18 protein-coding genes are annotated in these 21,236 nt (G+C 70.8%); 7 read left to right on the top strand and 11 right to left on the bottom strand.

Annotation, left to right across the window (positions count from 1 at the left end):
- Positions 1-57: 57 nt before the first annotated feature.
- Positions 58-1,350, top strand: a complete 1,293-nt coding sequence (locus ACRRSS_RS16435; RefSeq protein ID WP_435971877.1) for a cellulase family glycosylhydrolase — start codon at positions 58-60, stop codon at positions 1,348-1,350.
- A gap of 59 nt (positions 1,351-1,409) precedes the next feature.
- On the opposite strand, the gene ACRRSS_RS16430 is transcribed toward ACRRSS_RS16435, so the two are convergent.
- Positions 1,410-1,910, bottom strand: a complete 501-nt coding sequence (locus tag ACRRSS_RS16430) for a hypothetical protein (protein WP_435971876.1) — start codon at positions 1,908-1,910, stop codon at positions 1,410-1,412.
- Positions 1,911-2,053: 143 nt separating this feature from the next.
- On the opposite strand from ACRRSS_RS16430, the gene ACRRSS_RS16425 reads away from it, so the two are divergent.
- Positions 2,054-3,085, top strand: coding sequence for a LacI family DNA-binding transcriptional regulator (locus ACRRSS_RS16425; protein WP_435975347.1), 1,032 nt, complete (start codon positions 2,054-2,056; stop codon positions 3,083-3,085).
- Between the two features lie 74 nt (positions 3,086-3,159).
- Here the strand turns inward: ACRRSS_RS16425 and ACRRSS_RS16420 are convergent, their stop codons facing one another.
- The 3 genes from ACRRSS_RS16420 to ACRRSS_RS16410 all read right to left on the bottom strand — a co-directional run bounded on the left by ACRRSS_RS16420 (position 3,160) and on the right by ACRRSS_RS16410 (position 6,453).
- Positions 3,160-4,035 (bottom strand): carbohydrate ABC transporter permease, encoded by an 876-nt coding sequence (locus tag ACRRSS_RS16420; RefSeq protein ID WP_435971875.1) that lies wholly within the window; start codon positions 4,033-4,035, stop codon positions 3,160-3,162.
- Entirely contained in the window at positions 4,032-5,048 is a 1,017-nt protein-coding gene (locus tag ACRRSS_RS16415; protein WP_435971874.1) for a carbohydrate ABC transporter permease, read from the bottom strand. Before ACRRSS_RS16415 ends, ACRRSS_RS16420 begins: the two co-directional genes overlap by 4 nt.
- A gap of 79 nt (positions 5,049-5,127) precedes the next feature.
- Positions 5,128-6,453 (bottom strand): ABC transporter substrate-binding protein, encoded by a 1,326-nt coding sequence (locus ACRRSS_RS16410; protein WP_435971873.1) that lies wholly within the window; start codon positions 6,451-6,453, stop codon positions 5,128-5,130.
- Between the two features lie 275 nt (positions 6,454-6,728).
- Between ACRRSS_RS16410 and ACRRSS_RS16405 the strand changes: the two genes are divergently transcribed.
- Positions 6,729-9,128 (top strand): glycoside hydrolase family 2 protein, encoded by a 2,400-nt coding sequence (locus tag ACRRSS_RS16405; RefSeq protein ID WP_435971872.1) that lies wholly within the window; start codon positions 6,729-6,731, stop codon positions 9,126-9,128.
- The gene (locus ACRRSS_RS16400; protein WP_435971871.1) at positions 9,125-10,171 is read left to right on the top strand and encodes a LacI family DNA-binding transcriptional regulator; all 1,047 of its coding nucleotides are present in this window, start codon (positions 9,125-9,127) and stop codon (positions 10,169-10,171) included. Before ACRRSS_RS16405 ends, ACRRSS_RS16400 begins: the two co-directional genes overlap by 4 nt.
- A 164-nt stretch (positions 10,172-10,335) precedes the next feature.
- On the opposite strand, the gene ACRRSS_RS16395 is transcribed toward ACRRSS_RS16400, so the two are convergent.
- From ACRRSS_RS16395 to ACRRSS_RS16380, 4 genes are all read right to left on the bottom strand, one after another.
- Positions 10,336-11,643: a cellulase family glycosylhydrolase gene (locus tag ACRRSS_RS16395; protein WP_435971870.1), complete on the bottom strand. Its 1,308-nt coding sequence runs from the start codon at positions 11,641-11,643 to the stop codon at positions 10,336-10,338.
- Between the two features lie 338 nt (positions 11,644-11,981).
- Positions 11,982-13,172 (bottom strand): mannose-6-phosphate isomerase, class I, encoded by a 1,191-nt coding sequence (gene manA, locus ACRRSS_RS16390; RefSeq protein WP_435971869.1) that lies wholly within the window; start codon positions 13,170-13,172, stop codon positions 11,982-11,984.
- Between the two features lie 130 nt (positions 13,173-13,302).
- Positions 13,303-14,328, bottom strand: a complete 1,026-nt coding sequence (locus ACRRSS_RS16385; protein WP_435971868.1) for an ROK family protein — start codon at positions 14,326-14,328, stop codon at positions 13,303-13,305.
- 835 nt (positions 14,329-15,163) lie between these two features.
- Positions 15,164-15,724 carry a TetR/AcrR family transcriptional regulator gene (locus ACRRSS_RS16380; protein ID WP_435971867.1) on the bottom strand — a complete coding sequence of 187 codons (561 nt, stop codon included), beginning with the start codon at positions 15,722-15,724 and terminating at the stop codon, positions 15,164-15,166.
- A gap of 117 nt (positions 15,725-15,841) precedes the next feature.
- Here ACRRSS_RS16380 and ACRRSS_RS16375 point away from each other — a divergent pair, with 117 nt between their 5' ends.
- From ACRRSS_RS16375 to ACRRSS_RS16365, 3 genes are all read left to right on the top strand, one after another.
- Positions 15,842-16,534 carry an SDR family oxidoreductase gene (locus ACRRSS_RS16375; RefSeq protein ID WP_435971866.1) on the top strand — a complete coding sequence of 231 codons (693 nt, stop codon included), beginning with the start codon at positions 15,842-15,844 and terminating at the stop codon, positions 16,532-16,534.
- Positions 16,535-16,811: 277 nt separating this feature from the next.
- The gene (locus tag ACRRSS_RS16370) at positions 16,812-17,816 is read left to right on the top strand and encodes an NADP-dependent oxidoreductase (protein WP_435971865.1); all 1,005 of its coding nucleotides are present in this window, start codon (positions 16,812-16,814) and stop codon (positions 17,814-17,816) included.
- Positions 17,817-17,905: 89 nt separating this feature from the next.
- A complete protein-coding gene (locus ACRRSS_RS16365; RefSeq protein WP_435971864.1) occupies positions 17,906-18,529 on the top strand; it encodes an alpha/beta fold hydrolase in 624 nt (207 codons plus the stop codon).
- 6 nt (positions 18,530-18,535) lie between these two features.
- On the opposite strand, the gene ACRRSS_RS16360 is transcribed toward ACRRSS_RS16365, so the two are convergent.
- The 3 genes from ACRRSS_RS16360 to ACRRSS_RS16350 all read right to left on the bottom strand — a co-directional run bounded on the left by ACRRSS_RS16360 (position 18,536) and on the right by ACRRSS_RS16350 (position 21,215).
- Complete coding sequence (locus tag ACRRSS_RS16360; RefSeq protein WP_435971863.1) at positions 18,536-18,952, bottom strand: (R)-mandelonitrile lyase; 417 nt, start codon at positions 18,950-18,952, stop codon at positions 18,536-18,538.
- A 182-nt stretch (positions 18,953-19,134) separates the two neighbouring features.
- Positions 19,135-19,911, bottom strand: coding sequence for an SDR family NAD(P)-dependent oxidoreductase (locus ACRRSS_RS16355; RefSeq protein WP_435971862.1), 777 nt, complete (start codon positions 19,909-19,911; stop codon positions 19,135-19,137).
- A 41-nt stretch (positions 19,912-19,952) separates the two neighbouring features.
- On the bottom strand, positions 19,953-21,215 hold the full coding sequence (locus ACRRSS_RS16350; RefSeq protein WP_435971861.1) for an MFS transporter: 1,263 nt from the start codon (positions 21,213-21,215) through the stop codon (positions 19,953-19,955).
- Positions 21,216-21,236 lie beyond the last annotated feature (21 nt).

Raw genomic sequence — 21,236 nt, 5'->3', positions numbered from 1 at the left:
TAGGCGTCGGAGTTCTGCGCGGACGGGCTCCTTCCCCCACTTCTCCCGAGGAGAGGCATGACCAAGTCACCGCACCGGACGTGGCTCACGGCCGTCGGCAGCACCCTCGCCGGCGTCGCCGGGCTGCTGCTGCCCGTCTTCGGCACCGCCGGAGCCGCCCAGGCCGCCGACAGCGGCATCCACGTCAGCGACGGCCGCGTGTACGAGGCCAACGGCAGCGAGTTCGTGATGCGCGGGGTCAACCACGCGCACGCCTGGTACCCGACCGAGACCGGTGCCATCGCGGACATCGCCGCCAAGGGCGCCAACACCGTCCGGGTCGTCCTGTCCAGTGGCGACCGCTGGACGGAGACGAGCGCCTCCCAGGTGTCGTCGATCGTCGACGACTGCAAGACCAGCAAGGTCATCTGCGTCCTGGAGGTGCACGACACCACCGGGTACGGCGAGGACGGCGCCGCAGCCTCACTCGCCCAGGCCGCCGACTACTGGGTGGGCGTCAAGAGCGCCCTCCAGGGCCAGGAGGACTACGTCGTCGTCAACATCGGCAACGAGCCCTACGGAAACACCGGTTACACCGCTTGGACCGGCGCGACCAAGAGCGCCATCGGGAAGCTCCGGAGCGCCGGCATCGAGAACGCGCTCATGGTCGACGCCCCCAACTGGGGCCAGGACTGGTCGAACACGATGCGCGACAACGCCGCCTCGGTCTTCGCCTCCGACCCGCGCCGCAACACGATCTTCTCGATCCACATGTACGGCGTGTACGACACGGCCGCCGAGGTCCAGAACTACCTCAACCACTTCGTGAACAACAGACTGCCCATCGTCGTCGGCGAGTTCGGCGACAACCACAGCGACGGCAACCCGGACGAGAACGCCATCATGGCCACCGCCCGCTCGCTCCGCGTCGGCTACCTGGGCTGGTCCTGGAGCGGCAACGGCAGCGGCGTCGAGTACCTCGACATGGCCACCGGCTTCGACCCGAACGCGCTCACCGCCTGGGGCAACCGCTTCTTCAACGGCGCCGACGGGATCTCCGCCACCTCCAGCCGCGCCACGGTCTACGGCGGCGGATCCAACGGCGGCGGCACCGGCGGTACGGCCCCGAACGGCTACCCGTACTGCGCGAACGGCAGCTCCTCCGACCCCGACGGCGACGGCTGGGGCTGGGAGAACAGCCGCTCCTGCGTCGTCCGCGGCAGCGCCGCCGACACCGGGTCGGGCGGCGGTACGGCCCCGAACGGCTACCCGTACTGCGTGAGCGGCAGGACCTCCGACCCCGACGGCGACGGCTGGGGCTGGGAGAACAGCCGCTCCTGCGTCGTCCGCGGCAGCGCCGCCGACCGCTGAGGCACCGGGGTGCCCTCCCGTCCTCGGCGACGGGAGGGCACCCCGCGTCGCCCTGCGGGTCAGACCTTCAGGCGGGCGCAAGCAGAGCCGCGGCATCGCGTCGTCGACGTGCTCCATGCCGTGTAAGTGTCGTTCTCGCTGATGCTCCCCTCGAAATGGACGGACTCCCGGGGGACCACGGAGACGAATCCGCGGAAGCTCCGCAGGTCGAGTCCGGCCATGTCCTGCCCGTCGAGGAGGACCCGGCCGGGCGTGGGGCGGTGGCAGCCGCGTACGAGGTCGAGCAGGCTCGTGACGGCGCCGGTGAGGGTGGAGAGGTAGCGCTGAGCGTGACGGCCTCGCCCGGCGTGACCGATGCCCACCCGTAGTCGGCGACGAGCGCCGCGCCCGCGAGGCAGGCAGCAGCCGCTGGTGCGGCTGTGGAAGCCGATGGAGAGCTGCTGTGTCCGGGTCACGAGGGCGGACCGCCGGTCGCGGCCGAGCCGGCGTGTCGCCCCGTGCGTCCAGCGGACGTACAGCAGGTGCGGCGGCGGGTGCGGGAGGAGGACCGTGAGCATCACGGCGCGGTTCCACCACAGTTCGGAGACCGGCCGGTGCTCGACGACGACGTGCCGCCCCTTGCGCCCACGAAGACCTCCCGCCCGGAGCCTGACCTGGCGGTAGGGTCGGGGTGTCGAGGGTTCAGGATGGAGCTGGGGTGGCAGTGAAACGGCCGACGATGGCGGACATCGCGCGTCGGGCGGGTGTGTCAAAGGTGGCGGTCTCGTACGCGCTCAACGACCAGCCCGGGGTCTCGGAGGCCACCCGCGCCTCGATCAAGAGCATCGCCGAGGAGCTGGGCTGGCGGGCGAACAGCGCCGCCCGGGCGCTGACCGGCGGGCGGGCGCAGGCGGTCGGGCTGGTCGTGCGGCGGCCTGCGCGGACGCTCGGGGTGGAGCCCTTCTTCATGGAGTTCATCAGTGGTGTGGAGACGGTGCTCGCCCAGCGTTCGTACGCGCTGATGCTCCAGATAGCGGCCGACCAGGCGCAGGAGATCGAGGTCTGCCGGCGCTGGTGGGGCGAGCGGCGGGTCGACGGCGTCTTCCTCATGGACCTGCAGACCGAGGACGCCCGGTTCGACGCCGTGCGCGACATCGGCCTGCCCGCGGTAGCGATCGGCCCGCCGGAGGTGGCCGGGGGACTGCCGGCCGTCTGGTCCGACGACGGCGAGAGTGTCCACGAGATCGTGCGGTACCTGGCGATGCTGGGCCACCGGCGCATCGCCCGGGTGGCGGGCCCGGCCGGGTTCGCGCACACGGCGGTCCGCGACGCGGCGCTCGCGGCGGCATGCCGGGAGGCCGGGATCCCCGAGGCGGCGGTGGTCCACACCGACTACACCGGCGACGCGGGCGCGCGGGCCGCTCGGGCGATGCTGATCGCACCCGGGCGGCCGACGGCGATCGTCTTCGACAACGACATCATGGCGGTGGCCGCGCTGTCGGTGGCGCAGGAGCTGGGCCTGTCGATCCCCGCCGACGTGTCGATCGTGGCCTGGGACGAGTCTCCGCTGACCCAGGTGGTGCGCCCGATGCTGTCGGCGGTCACCCGGGACATCCCGGCGTACGGGGCCCGCTCCGCGACCGCACTGCTCGCCCTGATCGGCGGGGAGGACGTCGGCAGCGTGCGCGACGGGTACGCGCACTTCGTGCCCCGGGGCAGCACCTCTCCCCCGCCGCCGGAGCCGGGCCCGCGCTGATCACCCGTCCGCGGGGAGACCGTGCGGGGCCGGGTCGTCCCCTCGTACGGCCCGGCGCCGCGTCAGGGCACCCCCTACTTGGTGGCTCCCTGGGCGAAGCCGTTGTAGATCCACCGCTGAAGCAGCAGGAAGACGATCAGCGTCGGGACGATGACGAGGATCGCTCCGGCGGAGATGGCCTCCCAGTGGGCTCCGAAGGGGCCCTTGAAGCGGAAGAGGGCGGTGGAGATGGTCCCCAGGTCCTCGGAGTGCATGTAGAGGAAGGGGATGTAGAAGTCGTTGTAGGTGGTGATCCCCTTGATGATGACGACGGTGGCGATGGCGGGCTTGAGCAGCGGGAAGATGATTCTCCGGTAGATGGTGAAGGCGTTGGCGCCGTCGAGCCGGGCGGCTTCGTCCAGGGAGACCGGGATGCCGCGGATGAACTGCAGGAAGATGTAGACCGAGACGATGTCGGTGCCCATGTAGAGCAGGATCGGCGCCCAGCGGGTGTCGATGAGGCCGAAGCTGTTGATCACCTGGAAGGTGGCGACCTGGGTGGTCACGCTGGGCACCAGGGTGGCGACGAGGAAGCCCGCCATGACGAGCTTCTTGCCCCGGAAGTCGAAGCGGTCGACGGCGTACGCGGTCATCGAGCCGATGATCACCGTCCCGCCGATCGAGAACAGCAGGATGAAGGCGGTGTTCCCGAACGCCATCAGCATCTTGCCGTCGTTGAACGCGGTGACGTAGTTGTCGAGGTTGAACCAGTTGCCCGGCAGGGAGAGCGCGCTGCCGTCGCCCACCTCCTCCGAGGTCTTCAGCGAGGTCAGGAAGACGACCGCGAGCGGGAGGAGCACGACCACCGAGGCCGCGATCAGCGACAGGTAGGTCAGCACGCCGCCGACGGCCGGGCGGCGGCGCGCGGTGCGGGGCCGGTTCGTGGCTGTGGTGAGGGCGGGGGAGGTCATACGAGGTCCACCTTGTCGTCGGGCACGAGCCGGCGCTGGATCCAGGTGATCAGCAGGATGATCAGGAGCAGCACCACGGCCGCGGCCGAGGCCAGGCCGGTCTTGTTGAACTGGAAGGCGAGTTTGATCGTCTGGATGACGAAGGTCTGAGTGCCGGTGGCTCCGCCGGTCATGATGTAGGGGATCTCGAAGACCGACAGCGAGCCGGCGATCGCCAGGATCGCGCTGAGGCTGATCACGGGCTTGATGCTGGGGGCGATGATGTGCCGGAACTGCTGCCACTTCCCCGCCCCGTCCAGTTCGGCCGCCTCGTACAGCTCGCCGGGGATGGACTGGATGGCGCCGAGGAAGAGGACGAAGTTCAGTCCGGTGAAGCGCCAGACGGAGACGCCGGCGAGGGAGACGTTGGCGGAGGTCGGATCGCCCAGCCAGGGGTGGTCGGTGGTCACGCCCAGCCAGTCGAGCACCGAGTCGAGGGTGCCGCCGTCCTGGAAGAAGTACAGGAAGACGAAGCCGATGGCGACGCCGTTGATCAGATAGGGGAAGAAGAGGATCCCTTTGAAGAAGTTCCGGAAGCGCAGGTTGAAGCTGAGGATCACCGCGAAGTACAGCGCGACCACGATCTGGACCACGGACGCCGCGAGGTAGTAGCCGCTGACGAAGAAGACGCGGAAGAGCTCGGGCCGGGTGAAGATCTGGACGTAGTTGTCGAACCCCACGTTCTCCCGGTCCGGGCTCACCCCGTCCCAGTCGGTGAAGCTGTACGAGATCATGCTCGCGACGGGGACGTAGGTGAACGTGATCAGCAGGGCCAGTGGGGCCGCCAGGAAGAGCCAGGGCGTGATCCGCCGGAGCGGCGAGTCGCGCCAGGATCTCGTCCGTCCGGCGGCGGGGCCACGCCGGCGGCCCGCAGGGTGGCTTCGGCCGCTCCCTGTGTCGCCTTTACTCTGGTCCGTGCTGGATCGCCCTGTCATGGCGGCGCCCTCTGGTGCGGTGTCGGTGGTCTGGGTCATGTCGGCCTTTCGTGTCCGCTGCCGCGGAGGGTCCAGGGGCCCCGGCCGGTGTCGTACGGCCGGGGCCACTCCGTCGGTATCAGCTACCGACGGTCTTCGCCGCCTCGTCCCACCTCTTGTTCAGGTCGGCGAAGAAGTCCTCCAGGCTGCCCTTCGCGGCACCGCGGGCGGTGTCGATCAGCTTCTGGCGGTAGTCCTGCTTGTTGAGGCCGATCTCGGCCGCCTCGTCGATGTCGTTGACGATCGCGGTCTTCGCCTCGGAGCGGTCGAAGAACCTGACATCGTTGTCAACGAATTCCTTGAGCGTCGTCGGCATGGGGGCGGACTTGACCGCGGACACCACGCCCTCCTTCTCCGCGAAGCCCGACTTCTCGGTGAACCAGTCGATCCATGCGCGCGCGGCCGGCTTGTTCTCCGAGTAGACGCTCACGGCCTGCTGATAGTCCGAGACCAACGCCGCGCAGTGCTTTCCGTCCTTCTGTACGGGGAAGGGCATGAAGCCGATGTCGGACGCCCGACCGCCGGCCTCCACCGCCGCGGCCTGCATCTGCGTGATCGACCAGGAGCCGAGCATCATGGTGGCGATCCTGCCCTCACCGAGCAGCGCCTTGGAGGTCTCCCAGTTCGTCGTGGTCGGATCCTTCTCCGACAGACCCTGCTTGGCGATGTCGTACAGCAACGTGTCCGTGGTGTTCAGCTCGCTGCCGGCCTTCCAGGGGGAGACCGGGCCCGCGAGCGCGTTGCTCGCTCCCGCGTCACAGCCGGCCACGCCGAGGTTGCTGGTCCACTGGACCAGCGGCCAGCCGTCCTTGAAGTTGGTGTAGTACGGGGTGGCGTCCGTCTTCTCCTTGATCGCCTTCAGGCCGGCCAGGAACTCCTCCTGGGTCTTCGGCCACGCGGTGACGCCCGCCTGCTTCCAGAGCTTCCTGTTGTAGACGAAGCCGTTCGCCGTACCGAACTGCGCGATGCCGTAGACCTTGCCGTCCACCTCGGTCTTGTCGCCGAAGCGGTACTTCGACAGCTCGGCAGTCGTCCCGAGGGGGGCGAAGAACTTCGGGTAGTCGTTCTTGGCCACCGCGCCGGGGATGAAGAGCACGTCACCGTACTCCTTGGTGTTCATGCGGATCTTCACCTCCCCCTCGTAGTCGGTGATGCCGTCGAAGGAGACGTCGACCTTGGGGTAGACCTTCTTGAACTCGGCCGCGTACTGCTTCAGCACGCCGTTCTGCACGAGGTCGGTCCGCTGGGTCAGGACCCTGATCTTGCCCGAGACCTCCTTCGGGTCGGACGGAGGCGCGGCCACCTCCCCGGTGGCGCCACCCCCTCCACCACCACACGCCGACATCGTCAGCATCACGGCGGCCAGCACAGCGCCCGAGAGCGCGGTCGTCTTCTTGTTCCCCATGGCCCAACTCCTTCAAAGTCACGGCTCAGGTCATCGGTGGGATGACGGCACTATGTCAGCCAGTCGTGAACCGGTAAAGTGCCGATTTCCAGCGTGATGCCTAATCGTTACCCGGGCCAGCCGATTATCACGGGCCGATGAAGTCGTGCGTTCGTCGTGTTACGCGCCGCGCAGACCCGGCTTCACCGGTTCATGGACAGTTAAGTAGATGTACGGCTAACTTGTCGGCCCGTACACGCATCCCGCCCACTGCCAGGCGATTGGAGCCGCACACCATGAAGGACGTCACCCAGCTGCACGAGGGGTGGAGCCTGCGCCACGAGGGCGCACCGCTCCCCGCGCAGGTGCCCGGTTGTGTCCACACCGATCTGCTCGCCGCCGGGGTGATACCGGACCCGTTCCTCGGGCTGAACGAGACGGAGATCGCCTGGGTCGGGAGCCGGGCCTGGTCGTACGTGACGGACCTCTCCGCCGACAACGGCGGGCACGAACGGCGGGAGTTGGTCTTCGAGGGCCTGGACACCGCCGCCGAGATCCTGCTCGACGGCGAGTCCCTCGGTACGACCCGGAACATGCACCGCGTCCACCGCTTCGACGTCACGGGACGGGCCGGAGCGCTGGAGGTGCGCTTCGGCTCGGCGTACGACGAGGCCGAGCGAATCCGTGCGCTCACCGGCGACCGGCCCAACGTCTACCCCGAGCCCTTCCAGTACATCCGCAAGATGGCCTGCTCCTTCGGCTGGGACTGGGGCCCGACCGTCGTGACCGCCGGCATGTGGCGGCCGGTGCGGATCGAGCACTGGTCGACCGCGCGGCTCGCCGAGGTCCGCCCGCTGGTCACCGTGGACGGCACCACCGGGCACGTCGAACTGCGGATCCGGACCGCCCGCACCGAGAGCGGCACGGGCCGGCCGCTCACCCTGCGCGCCACGGTGGCCGGGGTGGTCGCCGAGACCTCCTTCGAAGGCGTGGAGACGGTGCTCCGCCTCGACGTGCCCGAGCCGGACCTGTGGTGGCCGCGGGGCTACGGTTCCCAGCCTCTGTACGGGCTCGACATCGAGCTCCTGGACGAGGACGGCGCGCCGCTCGACTCCTGGTCGCGGCGGATCGGCTTCCGTACCGTCACCGTCGACCGCTCCGCCGACGCGCACGGCACCGGCTTCACCTTCGTCGTCAACGGCGTCCGGATCTTCGCCCGTGGCGTCAACTGGATCCCCGACGACGTGCTGCCCTCCCGGGTCACGCCCGAGCGGTACCGCGCCCGCCTCACCCAGGCCGCCGAGGCCAACATCGACCTCGTCCGTATCTGGGGCGGCGGGATCTACGAGGACGACGCCTTCTACGACGTATGCGACGAACTGGGCCTGATGGTCTGGCAGGACTTCCTCTTCGCCTGCGCCGCCTACCCCGAGGAGCAGCCGCTGCGCGGAGAAGTGGAGGCGGAGGCGCGTGACAACGTTGTCCGCCTGATGCCGCACGCCAGCCTCGTCCTGTGGAACGGCAACAACGAGAACCTCTGGGGCTTCCGCGACTGGGACTGGGAGGCCCCGCTCGCCGGCGACTCCTGGGGCGAGGGCTACTACCTCGGGATCCTCCCCCGGATCGTCGCCGAGCTCGACCCCACCCGCCCCTACACCGCCGGCAGCCCCTGGTCCGGCTCCTGGGACCACCACCCCAACGACCCCCGGCACGGCACCCACCACTCATGGGAGGTCTGGAACCGGCAGGACTACGCCGAATACCGGGCCGATGTGCCCCGCTTCTGCGCCGAGTTCGGCTGGCAGGCCCCGCCCGCGATCAGCACCCTGCGGCGCGCCCTGCCCGGCGAGGACCTCTCCCCGGACTCCCCCGGCATGCTGCACCACCAGAAGGCCGAGGACGGCAACGGCAAGCTGAACCGCGGTCTCGAGCGCCACTTCGGGCTCCCCGAGGGCGACTTCGACCGCTGGCACTACCTCGCCCAGGTCGTCCAGGCCCGCGCGGTGGCGGCCGGCATCGAACACTGGCGCTCCCACTGGCCGGTCTGCGCGGGCACGGTCGTGTGGCAGCTCAACGACTGCTGGCCGGTGAGCTCCTGGGCCGCGATCGACGGCGACGGACACCTCAAGCCGCTCCACCACGAACTGCGCCGCGTCTACGCCGACCGCCTCCTGAGCCTGGTCCCAGCCGAGGAGGGCCCGGTGTTGGCCCTCGACAACCAGTCCGGCACCACCTGGCGCACCACCGTCACCCTGCGCCGCCTCGCCTCCGACGGCACCGTGCTGAAGGAGGCCTCACTGGACCTGGAGGCCGCCGCCCGAACGGTGGTGCGGATGGTCGTCCCGGCGTCGCTGCTGCCCGAGGCCGACTCCGGCAAGGAGCTGCTGGTCGCCGACGCGGACGGTCTGCGGGCGGTCCACCTCCCGGTCCTCGACAAGGAGTTCGCCTACCCGCTGCCCGTGTACGACGTCCTGGTCGAGCCGACCGGGGACGGCGACTCGGTCGTGACGGTCACCGCGCACACCCTGGTGCGGGACCTCCTGCTCCAGGCGGACCGGCTGGCCCCGGCGGCGGGCGCCGACCACGGGCTGGTCACCCTGCTGCCGGGCGAGGAAGTCCGGATCACGGTCCGCGGCTGGGCGGGCGACGACCCGGAGGCCGTACGGGGGGCCCTGTTCAGCGTGGGAGCGGTGTGAGCGCCCCAGCCTCTCGCGCCCCCGGCCGGCGCGTCACGATCAACGACGTCGCCGCGCTGGCCGGGGTGTCCAAAGGCGCCGTCTCCATCGCCTTCAACAACCGGCCGGGGGTGTCCCCGACGACCCGGGAGCGCATCTTCGCGGCGGCCCGGGAGCTCGGCTGGAGCCCGAACCAGACCGCGCGCAACCTCTCCGGCCAGCGGGCGGGCATCGTCGGCCTGGCGATCTGCCGGCCGGCCCGGCTCCTCGGCCTCGAACCCTTCTACATGGAGTTCATCTCCGGAATCGAGGACGTCCTCGCCGAGCGCTCCTGCTCTCTCCTCCTCCGGCTCGTCCGCGATCTGGACGAGGAGACCGCTCTCTACCAGGAGTGGTGGCGCGGCAGGACCGTCGGCGGGGCGATCCTCGTCGACTTCCACCAGGACGACCCGCGGATTCCGCCCCTTCGGGCCCTCGGCATGCCCGTGGTGGCCGTCGGGCACCCGTCGCTGACCGGCGGCTTCCCGTCGGTCTGGACCGACGACGCCTCCGCTGCCGCCGAGGCGGTGCGGTACCTGGCCGCGCTCGGGCACCGGCGGATCGCCCGCGTCGGCGGCCCCGCCGGCCTCGGCCACAGCGGCATCCGCGCCACTGCTTTCGAGGCCACCATGGCCGAGCTGGGCCTGGGCGGAGGTCGGCAGGTGGCGACCGGCTTCGCGGGAGAGGAAGGGGCCCGGGCCACCCGCAGTCTCCTCATGTCCCCGGACCGGCCGACGGCGATCGTGTACGACAACGACATCATGGCCGTCGCCGGGGCGGCGGTCGCCTCGGAGATGGGCCTCTCGGTCCCCGACGACGTCTCCCTCCTCGCCTGGGACGACTCGCAGTTGTGCCGGCTGACGCATCCGCCGCTGTCCGCGATGAGCCATGACGTACACCACTTCGGGGAGGAGGTCGCCCGCACCCTGTTCGGGATCATCGAAGGCACTCACGAGGGCGCCCGGCAGGTGCCCACCCCGTCCCTGACGCCGAGAGGGTCGACCGGCCCGCCCCGGCGTACGTAGGCGGTCAGGTACGACGTTGAGGGGCTGCCCGTGGGGGCAGCCCCTCAACGTCGTGCGTTCCCCTCAAGGAGGCGACGGTAGCGGGCAGGGAGCGGGTTCCGGGGCAGGGACGTGCCGGCGAACCCGCTCCTCTCGTACCCGGCGCGGCGAGTGCGGTACCGGGGTCAGCCCTTGGCGCAGGGAACGCCGTCGAGGCTGAAGGAGGCGGGCACGGCACCGGGGCCCGCGACGTTGACGCCGAAGCTCACGGCCCGACCGACCGGGACGGACTCGGTCCAGGACTCGTCGGTGGCGCGGACCTGCCGGCCGGTCTGGGTGACGGAGGCGTTCCAGGCGGAGTTCAGCGTGGTCCCGGCGGGGAGCTCGAAGTCCAGCTTCCAGCCCTTGAGGGGCTGTTCGCCGGTGTTGCGGACGGTGATGTCGGCGTTGAAGCCGGTGCCCCAGTCGTCGAGCCGGTAGGCGATGGAGCAGCCGCGCCGGTAGACGCCGGCCTCCTTCGAGGTCTGGCGGATGCCGTCGGGGCCGTGGAAGAGGCGCTCGCCCCAGGAGGTGAGCCGGTCGGCGTCGAAGCCGGTGGCGAGGTCGAGGTATTCGACGCCGCCGCCGTTGCCGCTCCAGGACCAGCCGAGGTAACCGAGTCCCAGCCTGCGGGCGGTGGCCATGACGGCGTCCTCGTCGGGGTTGCCGTCCGAGTGGTCGTGGCCGAACTCGCCCACGACGACGGGAAGTCCGCGGTCGACGAAGCTGCCGAGGTAGTCCTCGACCTCGGCGGCGGTGTCGTAGACGCCGTACATGTGGATCGAGAAGACGGTGTTGCGGTCGGGGTCGGAGGCGAAGACGGCGGGGGCGTTCTCGCGCATCGTGCCCGACCAGTCCTGACCCCAGTTGGGTGCGTCGACCATCAGGGTGTGGTCGAAACCGGCCGCACGCAGGCGGCCGATGGCGTCCTGGGTGTCCCGCGTCCAGGCGGTGTAGCCGGCGTTGCCGTGGGGCTCGTTGCCGAGGTTGACGATGACGTACTTCTCCTGCCCCTTGAGGGCGTTCGCCACCTCCAGCCAGTAGTCGACCGCCTCGGAGAGGGAGGCCGCACCACCCTGCTCGCCGTAACCGGTGGTGTCGTGCGACTCCAGGACGCAGACGAGCCGGTTGGCCTTGCACTGGGAGACGACGGCCGCGACGTCGGCGGCGTCGTTCCTCGTCCAGCGGGTGCCGGTGGAGAGCACCACCCGCACCGAGTTGGCGCCGAGTGCCTTCATGTCGGAGAGGGACCGCGCGGTGCGGTCCGGGTACCAGGTGTGGGCGTGGTTGACGCCGCGCAGGACGAAGTCCTTGCCGGTGGCGTCGAGGAGCCGTCCGTCCGCCACGCGGAAGCCGTCGGAGCGCTCGGCGGCCTGGGTGGTGACGGGGACCGAGGTGATCGTGGCGGCGAGGGCGAGCATCGTCGCTGCCGAGAAGACCCGTGTCCTGTTCATGTGGTGCTCCCAACTCGATGCCGTGCCCCCGGGAAGCGGGCGCGGCGGTACCTGACATGGGGTGGGATCGCGGCTGTCCGGGGTCGGTAGCCCGGGGCGGGCCCACGGGTGACGGGCGGACCGCAGCGGGGCCCCACTGCCCGGAGAATGCTGCGGCTCGATTCCGGGCAGTGGGGATTAACCGCAAGTTCGGTTCGGGTCATCGCCTTCGTCGATCAGCGAGTTCTCCTGCCGTTTCCTGGCGGCCGAGTTGAGGCTAGGGGCCGTGTGGGCCCCTCACAAGAGGCGGAACATAACCGGTTAAGTTTAGTGGATGGTTTTGTTGGCGTCCTCACCGTTCACCCGAGGCGTTCCGCGGTGCCCGTCGTGGCACGGAAGGCCATGCCGACACCCTCCAGTCCGGCCTCGGCGCCCGCGGGCACGTACACGGCCTGTCCGGGGCCGATGTCGATGCTCTCCTCAGACGAGGAGAGGGTCATGGTCCCGTTGGCGCAGAGGACGATCTGCGGGGCGTCCAGCGCCACGCGCCGCCACGGTGCGCCGGCATGGAGGAGGTACCGCGACAGGCGGAAGTCGTCCACCGGCGCCGGATACACCTGCTCGCCCTCTTCCTCCCGAGGGGTCAGGACGCGAGCCGGGGGTGCGTCGAAGCGGACGACCCGGGTCAGTTCCTCCGTGTCGACGTGCTTGGAGGTCAGTCCGCACCGCAGGACGTTGTCGGAGCTCGCCATGATCTCCACGCCGAGCCCGGAGAGATACGCGTGGGGGACTCCGGCGCCGAGGAACAGAGCCTCGCCGGGGGTCAGTTCGACGTACCGGAGCATGAGGGCGGACAGCAGCCCGGGATCGCCCGGACAGACCTGCGCGATGTGGTCGTAGGCGGCGATGTGAGCCTCCTCCGAGCCTGCCACCGCGACTGCCAGCGCTTGGGCGACGGCGTCGAGCAGGTCCGCCGACGGACGGAGGAAGGCCCCGAACACCTCCGCGAGTGCCTGGGGCTCGGGAACGGTGCGCAGAGTCTCGATGTACGGCCGCAACGCGGGCACCTTCAAGGAGTCGAGCAGGTCGGCGGTGTCCGCCGGGTACCGGAAGCCGCAGAGGCCCCGGAACGGGGTGAGGGCGACGATCATCTCGGGCTTGTGCTGGCCGTCCCGGTACGTGCGGTGCGGTGCGTCCAGGGGTACGCCGAGTGCGTTCTCCCTGGCGAACCCGGCCTGGGCCTGGGCGAGGTCCGGGTGCACCTGGACGGAGAGCGGTGCGTCGGCGGCCAGGAGCTTGAGCAGGAACGGGAGTCGGGGCCCGAATCGGCGTACGGTGACCCCTCCGAGTTCACCCTCCGGATCCTCGGCGACGACCCGGTCCAGCGGTGTCAGGACTTCACCCCTGAACACTCGGGAGGGCGCCGTCGGATGGGCACCCATCCAGAGTTCGGCCTGGGGTGCTCCGGTGGGCGGCACGCCCATGAGTTCCGGCAGCAGGGTGCGGGAGCCCCAGTCGTAGGGCTGGACGGTGTTGCGGAGGAGGTCCATGGTCATTTCCTGGAGTGCGTACGGTGAGGTGGAAGGTCGGGGCTCCGCCACGGCGTCCTGAAGGGCGCTCGGTGCCGGTGTACGCGAGCACGAGGAGAAGGCCCCGCCCGCATCCGGTGGAGGCCGGAGATCAGTGGGCCGTCCGCCCCCGACTGCCCGCTCCGGCGCGGGACAGCCCGGAGGCGGCGGCGCCGACGGTGGCAGCGCCGACGGCGGCCGCGGTGGCGGTGGCGGTGGCGGCGCCGACGGCGGCCGCGCCGATCAGTCCGGCGTCGAGGGCCAGCCCGGCGGGCACGACCGGAACGCCACGGGTGAAGTCGAGGACGGCGTACGACTTCAGGTGGTGCCGCAGCGGCGCGAACAACAGCTCGCCCGCCTGGGAGACCCCGCCTCCGACGACGACCAGGTCGAGTTCGACGAGCGCGGCCGTCGCCGCGATGGCGGCGGCCAGGGCGCGGCCGGCCCGGTCGAACGCGGCGAGCGCCCTCGCATCGCCGGCACGGGCCGAGACCTCGACCTCGCGGGCGGTGGCGGAAAGGCCGGCCGGGGGTGTCCAGCCCGATTCCAGTGCGTACGCCGCGATCGCCGTCCCGCTGGCGTAGCGCTCCACACATCCCTGGGCGCCGCAGGGGCACGCGGGGCCGTTCTGGTCGACGGTGATGTGCCCGATGTGACCGGCGTTCCCGGTCGTCCCCGCATGTACGGACCCTCCCAGGATCAGGCCGCCGCCGACGCCGGTCGAGACGACCATGCACAGGGCGTTCGCCGCGTCCTGCGCCGCACCGACCCAGCTTTCCGCCGCTGCCATGGCGACCGCGTCACCGACGAGCACCGGCTCGATGCCCGCCGGGACGGCGGGATGGCTCCGCACCCGCGCCACCAGAGGGAAGGAACGCCAGGCCGGGATGTTGACCGGGCTCACCATGCCCGCGAAGGTGTCCACGGGTCCGGCACTCCCGATCCCCAGGCAGAGCAGCGAAGCCCACTCGGGACGGGTGGCCAGTTCGTCCACGACCGAGGTCACCGCGGCCATCATCGCCTCGGCGGACTCGCGCGCGGGCGTCGGCCGCTGCGCCCGCGCCACCACGCGCCCCTCGGTATCGACCAGCGCCCCGGCGATCTTCGTACCACCGATGTCCAGCGCTCCGTACACCATCCGTCCCACCTCTCCAGAACCTTCCGAACTGTGCGGAGCACCACTCTGCCGTCGACTGACAACGTTGTCTAGAGAGGAACGGATCCGGTTAAGTCACATGACCGGCGCGAGACCTGAGGCGGACGCCTGCCGGGCCCGACGCCCCCCACCGCCCAGCGCCGCGCCGGCTTCACCAGCGCAGGAGGGCGGAGTCCGGGCGATGGGGCACCGTCCGACAGCCCGCCACCCCGGTGCGGGTCGACACCGCCGGGCCGGGCCATCCGGATCCAGGCCCCATCGTCTTCGCGGTTTCAGGGCGGTGGCAGCCCGCGGCATCACGTTTCAGGGCGGGGGCAGCCCGCGGCATCCATTTCAGGGCGATGCAGGCAGCGACATCCGCTTCAGGGCCATGGCAGCCAGCGGCATCCCCCGGCACCAACGATGCCGGGTCCGAGTCGTCGTTCGTCATCGGCACGAGACCCGAACGCCGTTGCGGGCACCACGGGGAGAGGCGCACGTCCCGCGCGGCAACGTACACGCGTTCGCCGCGCGTCAGCAGGTGCGGGCACAACGCCTTCGCCTTCCCCCGCGCCATCCGGTGAGACCGCCGGCGCCGGGCGGGACGGCGCGAGACGGTCTTCGGCCACCCCGCCGAGCCCGCCGAGCCCGCCACGGCGAAGCCTTCGCCACCCCCGCGCGCCCCGGGGAGGCATCTCCGCCGCGCCGGGACGAGCGGCTCGGCGCGAGTGATGCCGCGCCGCCGGCACCGGCCGTGCCCGCCCTGCTGTTCCTCGCGCCGGCGGCGAGCGTGGACGCCCGCGAGCGTGACCGACGTGCGCCTTCGCCGCGGCGCTGATCAGGCGGTTTCCGCCAAGGCGCCGCGGGCGGCGATCAGGATCTCCTCCGAGAGCGGGGAGCCCTCGGTGGCCCGGGACAGGACCAACGCGCCGAACAGGGTGCAGAGACGGACGATGCCGTCCTGGTCGTCACCGCTGAGGAAGTCGGCGAAGTCGGCCACCCCTTCGGTGTAGACACGACGGGCCTCATGCCCCCCGCCTTCGCGGGCGATGTCCGTGGCCAGCGCGGCGACCGGGCAGCCGCCCGCGGGGTCGTCGCGGTGTTCGACGGAGAGGTAGGCGTCGATCAGCGCCCGCTGGGCGGCGTCGTGCCGCCCTTCGTACCGTGCGAGCCCTGCGGAGTGAGCCCGGGCGAGCTCGCCGAAGGCGTGGGCGGTGGCCTCGTCGACGAGTGCTTCCTTGGAGGGGAACTGCTTGTAGAAGGCGCCGTGGGTCAGGCCGGCCGCCTTCATCAGGTCGGCGACGCTCACGTGAGTGCCCTGCTCGCGGAACAGCCGCGAGGCGGTGTCCACCACCCGCCTGCGGTTCTCCTCCGCCTGTGCCTTCGATACGCGGCCCATGGTCACCCTCCCATTTGGATGTCGACTGGCATCTATCGTAGACCCGTGTTTAGATTGGTTGCATAATCTAAAACGTGCGGGCAGCTCGACGGCGCCCGCCGAAGACCAGGAGCAGCCATGGAACTGAAGAACGCGGTCGCGGTCGTCACCGGAGCCAACCGGGGCCTCGGGCGGCACCTGGCCGCCCAGCTCGTGGAGCGCGGCGCGAAGGTGTACGCGGCGGCCCGCCGCCCCGAGACGGTCGACGTGCCGGGCGTGATCCCGCTGCGGCTCGACGTCACGGACGAGACGTCGATACGTGAGGCCGCCCGCGTCGCGTCGGATGCGACCCTGCTGATCAACAACGCGGGCATCTCCACCGGCGCGACGCTGATCGAAGGCGACACCGACGAGGTGCGCCGGGAGATGGAGACCAACTTCTTCGGCCCGCTCGCCGCGACCCGCGCCTTCGCCCCCGTCATCGAGTCCAACGGCGGCGGCGCCGTACTCAACGTCCTGTCCGCCCTCTCCTGGCTGCACCCGGCAGGACTCGGCTCCTACGCGGCGTCCAAGGCCGCCGCCTGGGCGCTGACCGGTGCGACCCGCGACGAACTGGCGCCTCGCGGGATCGCCGTCTCGGCGCTGCACGTCGGCTACATGGACACCGACATGGCCGCCGGCGTCCCCGCCGACCAGAAGACCGCCGCCTCCGACGTCGCGGCCCAGGCCCTGCACGGTATCGAGACGGGCCTGCCCGAGATCCTCGCCGACGAGACCAGCCGGTACGTCAAGCAGAGCCTGGCAGCCACGCCGCAGCCGAGCGCCGCCTGAGGCTCCCCTGGCCCGGGCACGAGTCTGAGCGAGGTCAGCGCGGTGCCACTCGGCGAGCCCCCGAAGGGATCGCCGCCTCCCTGGACCGCTTCCAGGGAGGCGGCGCCGATCGCGTGACCGCCCTGGTCGTGCCGGGGGCCTGCAGAGCGGACGCGGCCGAGTGAGCGGTACCCCCGCCCCGCAGTCAAGAGAACGCCACAAACTGTCTCGTACCGGGGGAAGCCCGGGACGAACGGAAACCCCGCCCTCCCTGGAGGGAGACGGAACGGAGACGACGATGAAGGCATTCCTGCTCGACAGGTACGGCGGCCCGGCCGAAACGCACGCAGCCGAGGTACCCGACCCGCAGGTGGGCGCCGAGGACGTCCTGGTCGAGATCCGGGCGGCCAGCGTCAACCCGCTGGACATCAAGCTCCGCGACGGGGCCTTCAAGGCGTTCCTGCCCTACCGTCTCCCGCTCGTCCTGGGTAACGACCTCGCGGGAAAGGTCATCCGTGTCGGCCCGTCCGTCACCCGCTTCGCGGTGGGCGACGAGGTCTACGCCCGGCCCGACAAGGACCGCATCGGCACCTTCGCCCAGTTCATCGCCGTCCACCAGGACGACCTGGCCCCCAAACCGGCCGGCCTCACGATGACCGAGGCCGCCTCCCTCCCCCTGGTCGCCCTGACCGCGTGGCAGGCGCTGGTCGAACGGGCACGTGTACGGCCGGGCCAGAAGGTCCTCATCCACGCGGGCGCGGGCGGCCTCGGCTCCATCGCCGTCCAGCTGGCCAAGTCACTGGGCGCGTACGTGGCCACCACCGCGAGCGCCGCCACGGCCGATCTGGTCAAGGAGCTCGGCGCGGACGAGGTCATCGACTACCGCACCCAGGACTTCGAGACCCTCCTCGACGGATACGACCTCGTCCTGGACAGCCTCGGAGGCGAGAACCTCGCCAGATCCCTGCGGGTCCTCAAGCCCGGCGGAATGGCCATCAGCGTCGCGGGCCCGCCCGACGCCGCCTTCGCCCGCGAACTCGGCGTCAACGCGGTCCTACGCCTGGCCATGAGCGCACTGAGCTTCACGACCCGGCGCAGCGCCAAGCGTCATGGGGTGACGTACTCGTTCCTGTTCATGAAGGCCAGTGGCGACCAGCTGCGCGAACTCACCCGCCTCGTCGACGCCGGAGAGATCCGCCCCGTCGTCGACACCGTCTTCCCGTTCGACGACACCCTCCAGGCCATGGAGTACGTCGAGAAGGGACGGGCCAGGGCCGGCAAGGTCGTCGTCGCGATGGCATGACGGCGGAATCGAGCCGACGCACCGGTCACCTCCGGCGACGAGAGATCCCGTTCACCCCACTCCCCCACACACCATCCGAGGACCCGGTCATGAGCGCAGCGCGCGGTTCCCCCGCCCCCACCCCGACGTCGTACGCGAACACGCCGACCCGTTCCGTCTCCGTGCGCGGCGTGGAATTCGTCTACCGGCAGCTCGGGCCGGACCACGGCGTACCGCTGATCCTCCTCAACCACCTGGCCGCGGTCCTGGACGACTGGGACCCCCGCGTCGTCGACGGGCTCGCCGCCCAGCGCCGGGAAATCACCTTCGACGCCAGCGGCGTCGGCGCGTCGGGCGGTTCCACGCCCGACACCATCGAGGCGATGGCCCGCGACACCGTGCTGTTCATCAAGGCCCTCGGGTACGACCAGGTCGACCTGCTCGGTCTGTCCATGGGCGGCTTCGTCGCCCAGGTCATCGCGGTGCGGGAACCCCGGCTCGTACGCAAGGTCGTCCTCGCGGGCACGGGTCCCGCCGGAGGACCCGGCATCGACAAGGTCACCCGACTCACCATCAAGGACACCCTCAGAGCCGTCCTGACCCGCAAGGACCCGAAGCAGTACCTCTTCTTCCCCGACACCGCTGTCGGTCGCCGTGCGGCCCACGCCTTCCTCGAACGGCTGAAGGAGCGGAGGGACGGCCGCGACGAAGCCATCTCTCTCCTGGTCGCGTGAGGTGGGTCAACCCCCGTTCGTGCCGTTGAGAGCGTGGGTGTACTGCTCGTCGGTGACGGGCTCCAGCCAGGTGGTGCCGTCGCTGTCGGCGTCGCCGACGACCATGGCGATGTGCGCCATCAGCGTGGTGTCGGTGCCGCCGTGCCAGTGCTCCTCACCGGCCGCGCACTTGACGGTCTGCCCGGCGCTGACGCGCACGACGTGGCCATCGCGGGTACCGACCAGACCGATGCCGTCGATGATGTAGAGGGTCTGGCCGTTGGCGTGGCTGTGCCAGTTGGTGCGGGCACCAGGGGTGAAGCGGACCAGGGCGCTGGCGAGGCGGGCGGGGGCGGTGGGGGCCTCGATCGGGTTGAGGTAGACGTCGCCGGTGAACCGCTCGGCCGGGGCCTTGGCCGTCGGGGTCGAGGTGATGTGCTCCATGGTCTTCATCCTTGTCCGATGGGGGCGTTGGGCGAGAGAGGAGGCAGGTTCAGGAAGAGCCGCGCTGGTCGGCGATCTTCCTGAGTTCGTTGACCGCTGTCATGGCGTGGGGCCGGCCCGCGTAGCAGGCGAGAGGGGTGATGGGGTCGGACAGTTCTGATGGTGTGGTGGAAGCCGAGCGGCTACTGGGCGGTGTAGCCGCCGTCGACGGGCAGGGCGACTCCGGTGACGTAGCCGGCGCCAGGGCTGGACAGCCACAGGACGGCCTGGGCGATCTCGTCGGCGGTGCCGAGCCGGTGGATGGCTTGGCCGGTCTCGGCCTGGGTGCGGTCGAGTTCTCCGCCTTCGACCATGGCGTCGACCATGGGGGTGCTGATGGTGCCGGGGCACACCGCGTTGATGCGGATGCCGCGGGAGCCGTATTCGAGTGCGGCGCTCTTGGTCAGGCCGATGACGCCGTGCTTGGAGGCGTGGTAGGCGGCGCGGCCGGGATTGCCGACGAGGCCACCGAGGCTGGAGCAGTTGACGATGGCGCCGCTTCCCTGGGTGCGCATGTGGCGTAGTTCGTGCTTCATCGCGGCCCAGACGCCGCGCAGGTTGATGTCCTGGACGCGGTCGAACTGATCGGCGCTTTCGTCGGCGGCGTCGGTGGGCGGGGGCATGATGCCGGCGTTGTTGTAGGCCATGTCGAGCCGTCCGAGGGTTTCCACGGTGCGGTCGATGGCGGCGGCGACCTGGTCCTCGTCGGTGACGTCGCAGACCAGAGCGAGAGCCTGGTGCCCGTTGTCGGTGAGTTCCTTCGCGGCGGCGGTGACAGCCTTCTCGTCGATGTCGGCGAGGGCGACGGCGGCGCCGGACGCGGCGAACGCCCGGGCGGCGGCCAGGCCCATGCCGGAGCCGGCGCCGGTGATGAAGGCGACCTGCCCGGTGAAGTCATAGGTGGGGCGCTTGAGGTCCATGAGGGCTCCAGATAGCTGGGGTGTGGGACGGCCGGACCGGTTCAGGTCCGCGCCGACGTCGCTTCAGCGGGCTTGCGCGCTGTCGGGACAGGCGCGTCGGGACCGCTGTGGGCGACGGTGCGCGTCGTCCCGCGCTTGGTCGTGACGGCCAGGGCGATCAGAGGCAGCAGGGTCAGGCCCGCGAAGACGGTGCCGATCAGGGCGGGGCCGGTCAGACCGAGGGAAGAGGCGAGGGCCTGCCCGGCGAGCGCGGAGCCGGCGGCGATGCCTGTGTTGTACGCGGACGTGGTCAGCGCGGAGGCGAGGGTGGGGGCGTCGCCGGCCACGCGGACCGCGAGGGCGGTGACAACCGGGTTGATCGTGAACCCGGCCAGGGCCATGAGGAAGATCAGGGTGATGGCGGCGGCCGGGGTGGTGGACAGCGGGATCAGCGCGAGCAGGATCAGCGCGGTCGCTGCGGCGGCCGTGATCGTGGTGGCCATCGGACGGCGGTCGCCGAACCGGCCGCCGATCGCGGTGCCTCCCAGCGCGCCGGCGCCGAACACGATCAGCACCAGCGGCACGGCACCGTCCGGGATGCCCGCACGGTCGGTCAGCAGGGGCGTGATGTAGGTGTAGACGGCCAGCACACCGCCCATGATCAGCACGGCAGAGGCCAGTGCCAGCCACAGGCGGCCGTGCCGCAGTGCCCGGATGTCGTCCCGGACGGAAACCAGGGCGCGTTGCTCCGTTCGGGGGATGAAGTACCCGATCACGGCGGCGGCGAGGGCGGCGAGTGCGGCCAGGGCCCAGAACAGACCGCGCCAGCCGGTGACGTGCCCGATGAGGGACCCGGCGGGGACCCCCACGACGTTGGCCAGGGTCAGGCCGCCCATCATCACGCTGACGGCCCGCGTGGCGTTCGCGGGCCCCGCGGCGGTGGTGGCGATGACGAATCCGACCGCCCAGAACGCGCCGGTGGCCAGCGCGGTGACGAATCGGGCGGCCAGGACGACGGTGAAGGAACTGGTGAGGGCTGCCACGACGTGCCCGGCGGCGAAGACCGCCAGGGCGATGACGAGGGTGAGGCGCTGAGGCAGGCGCAGGGTGGCCAGGGCCATGGTCGGACCGCCGACGATCATGCCGACGGCGAAGGCCGTGATCAGCAGTCCGGCGTGGGAGACGCCGGCGCCGAGGTCAGGGGCGATGTCCGGGAGGATGCCGGCGATGACGAACTCGGTGGTGCCCATCAGGAAGGTGCCGGCGGCGAGCACCCACACGACGAGGGGCGGCTTGCTGGGGGAGGTCCCGTCTGCGGCGGGCATCAAAGGCTTCCTTCCGTACGA

This window comes from Streptomyces sp. Qhu_M48 (assembly GCF_051305195.1).
GTDB lineage: Bacteria > Actinomycetota > Actinomycetes > Streptomycetales > Streptomycetaceae > Streptomyces.
Note: the sequence above shows the minus strand (reverse complement) of the source record. Positions and strands in the feature narration are given on the sequence as shown.

What these genes read in the sequence shown, in the direction of transcription:
- ACRRSS_RS16405 (WP_435971872.1), top strand. Translation starts at nt 6,729, where the DNA reads ATGAAGGACGTCACCCAGCTGCACGAGGGGTGGAGCCTGCGCCACGAG.
- ACRRSS_RS16410 (WP_435971873.1), bottom strand. Translation starts at nt 6,453, where the DNA reads ATGGGGAACAAGAAGACGACCGCGCTCTCGGGCGCTGTGCTGGCCGCC.
- ACRRSS_RS16415 (WP_435971874.1), bottom strand. Translation starts at nt 5,048, where the DNA reads ATGACCCAGACCACCGACACCGCACCAGAGGGCGCCGCCATGACAGGG.
- ACRRSS_RS16420 (WP_435971875.1), bottom strand. Translation starts at nt 4,035, where the DNA reads ATGACCTCCCCCGCCCTCACCACAGCCACGAACCGGCCCCGCACCGCG.
- ACRRSS_RS16395 (WP_435971870.1), bottom strand. Translation starts at nt 11,643, where the DNA reads ATGAACAGGACACGGGTCTTCTCGGCAGCGACGATGCTCGCCCTCGCC.
- ACRRSS_RS16365 (WP_435971864.1), top strand. Translation starts at nt 17,906, where the DNA reads ATGAGCGCAGCGCGCGGTTCCCCCGCCCCCACCCCGACGTCGTACGCG.
- ACRRSS_RS16350 (WP_435971861.1), bottom strand. Translation starts at nt 21,215, where the DNA reads ATGCCCGCCGCAGACGGGACCTCCCCCAGCAAGCCGCCCCTCGTCGTG.
- manA (WP_435971869.1), bottom strand. Translation starts at nt 13,172, where the DNA reads ATGGACCTCCTCCGCAACACCGTCCAGCCCTACGACTGGGGCTCCCGC.
- ACRRSS_RS16380 (WP_435971867.1), bottom strand. Translation starts at nt 15,724, where the DNA reads ATGGGCCGCGTATCGAAGGCACAGGCGGAGGAGAACCGCAGGCGGGTG.
- ACRRSS_RS16355 (WP_435971862.1), bottom strand. Translation starts at nt 19,911, where the DNA reads ATGGACCTCAAGCGCCCCACCTATGACTTCACCGGGCAGGTCGCCTTC.
- ACRRSS_RS16370 (WP_435971865.1), top strand. Translation starts at nt 16,812, where the DNA reads ATGAAGGCATTCCTGCTCGACAGGTACGGCGGCCCGGCCGAAACGCAC.
- ACRRSS_RS16375 (WP_435971866.1), top strand. Translation starts at nt 15,842, where the DNA reads ATGGAACTGAAGAACGCGGTCGCGGTCGTCACCGGAGCCAACCGGGGC.
- ACRRSS_RS16435 (WP_435971877.1), top strand. Translation starts at nt 58, where the DNA reads ATGACCAAGTCACCGCACCGGACGTGGCTCACGGCCGTCGGCAGCACC.
- ACRRSS_RS16360 (WP_435971863.1), bottom strand. Translation starts at nt 18,952, where the DNA reads ATGGAGCACATCACCTCGACCCCGACGGCCAAGGCCCCGGCCGAGCGG.
- ACRRSS_RS16385 (WP_435971868.1), bottom strand. Translation starts at nt 14,328, where the DNA reads ATGGTGTACGGAGCGCTGGACATCGGTGGTACGAAGATCGCCGGGGCG.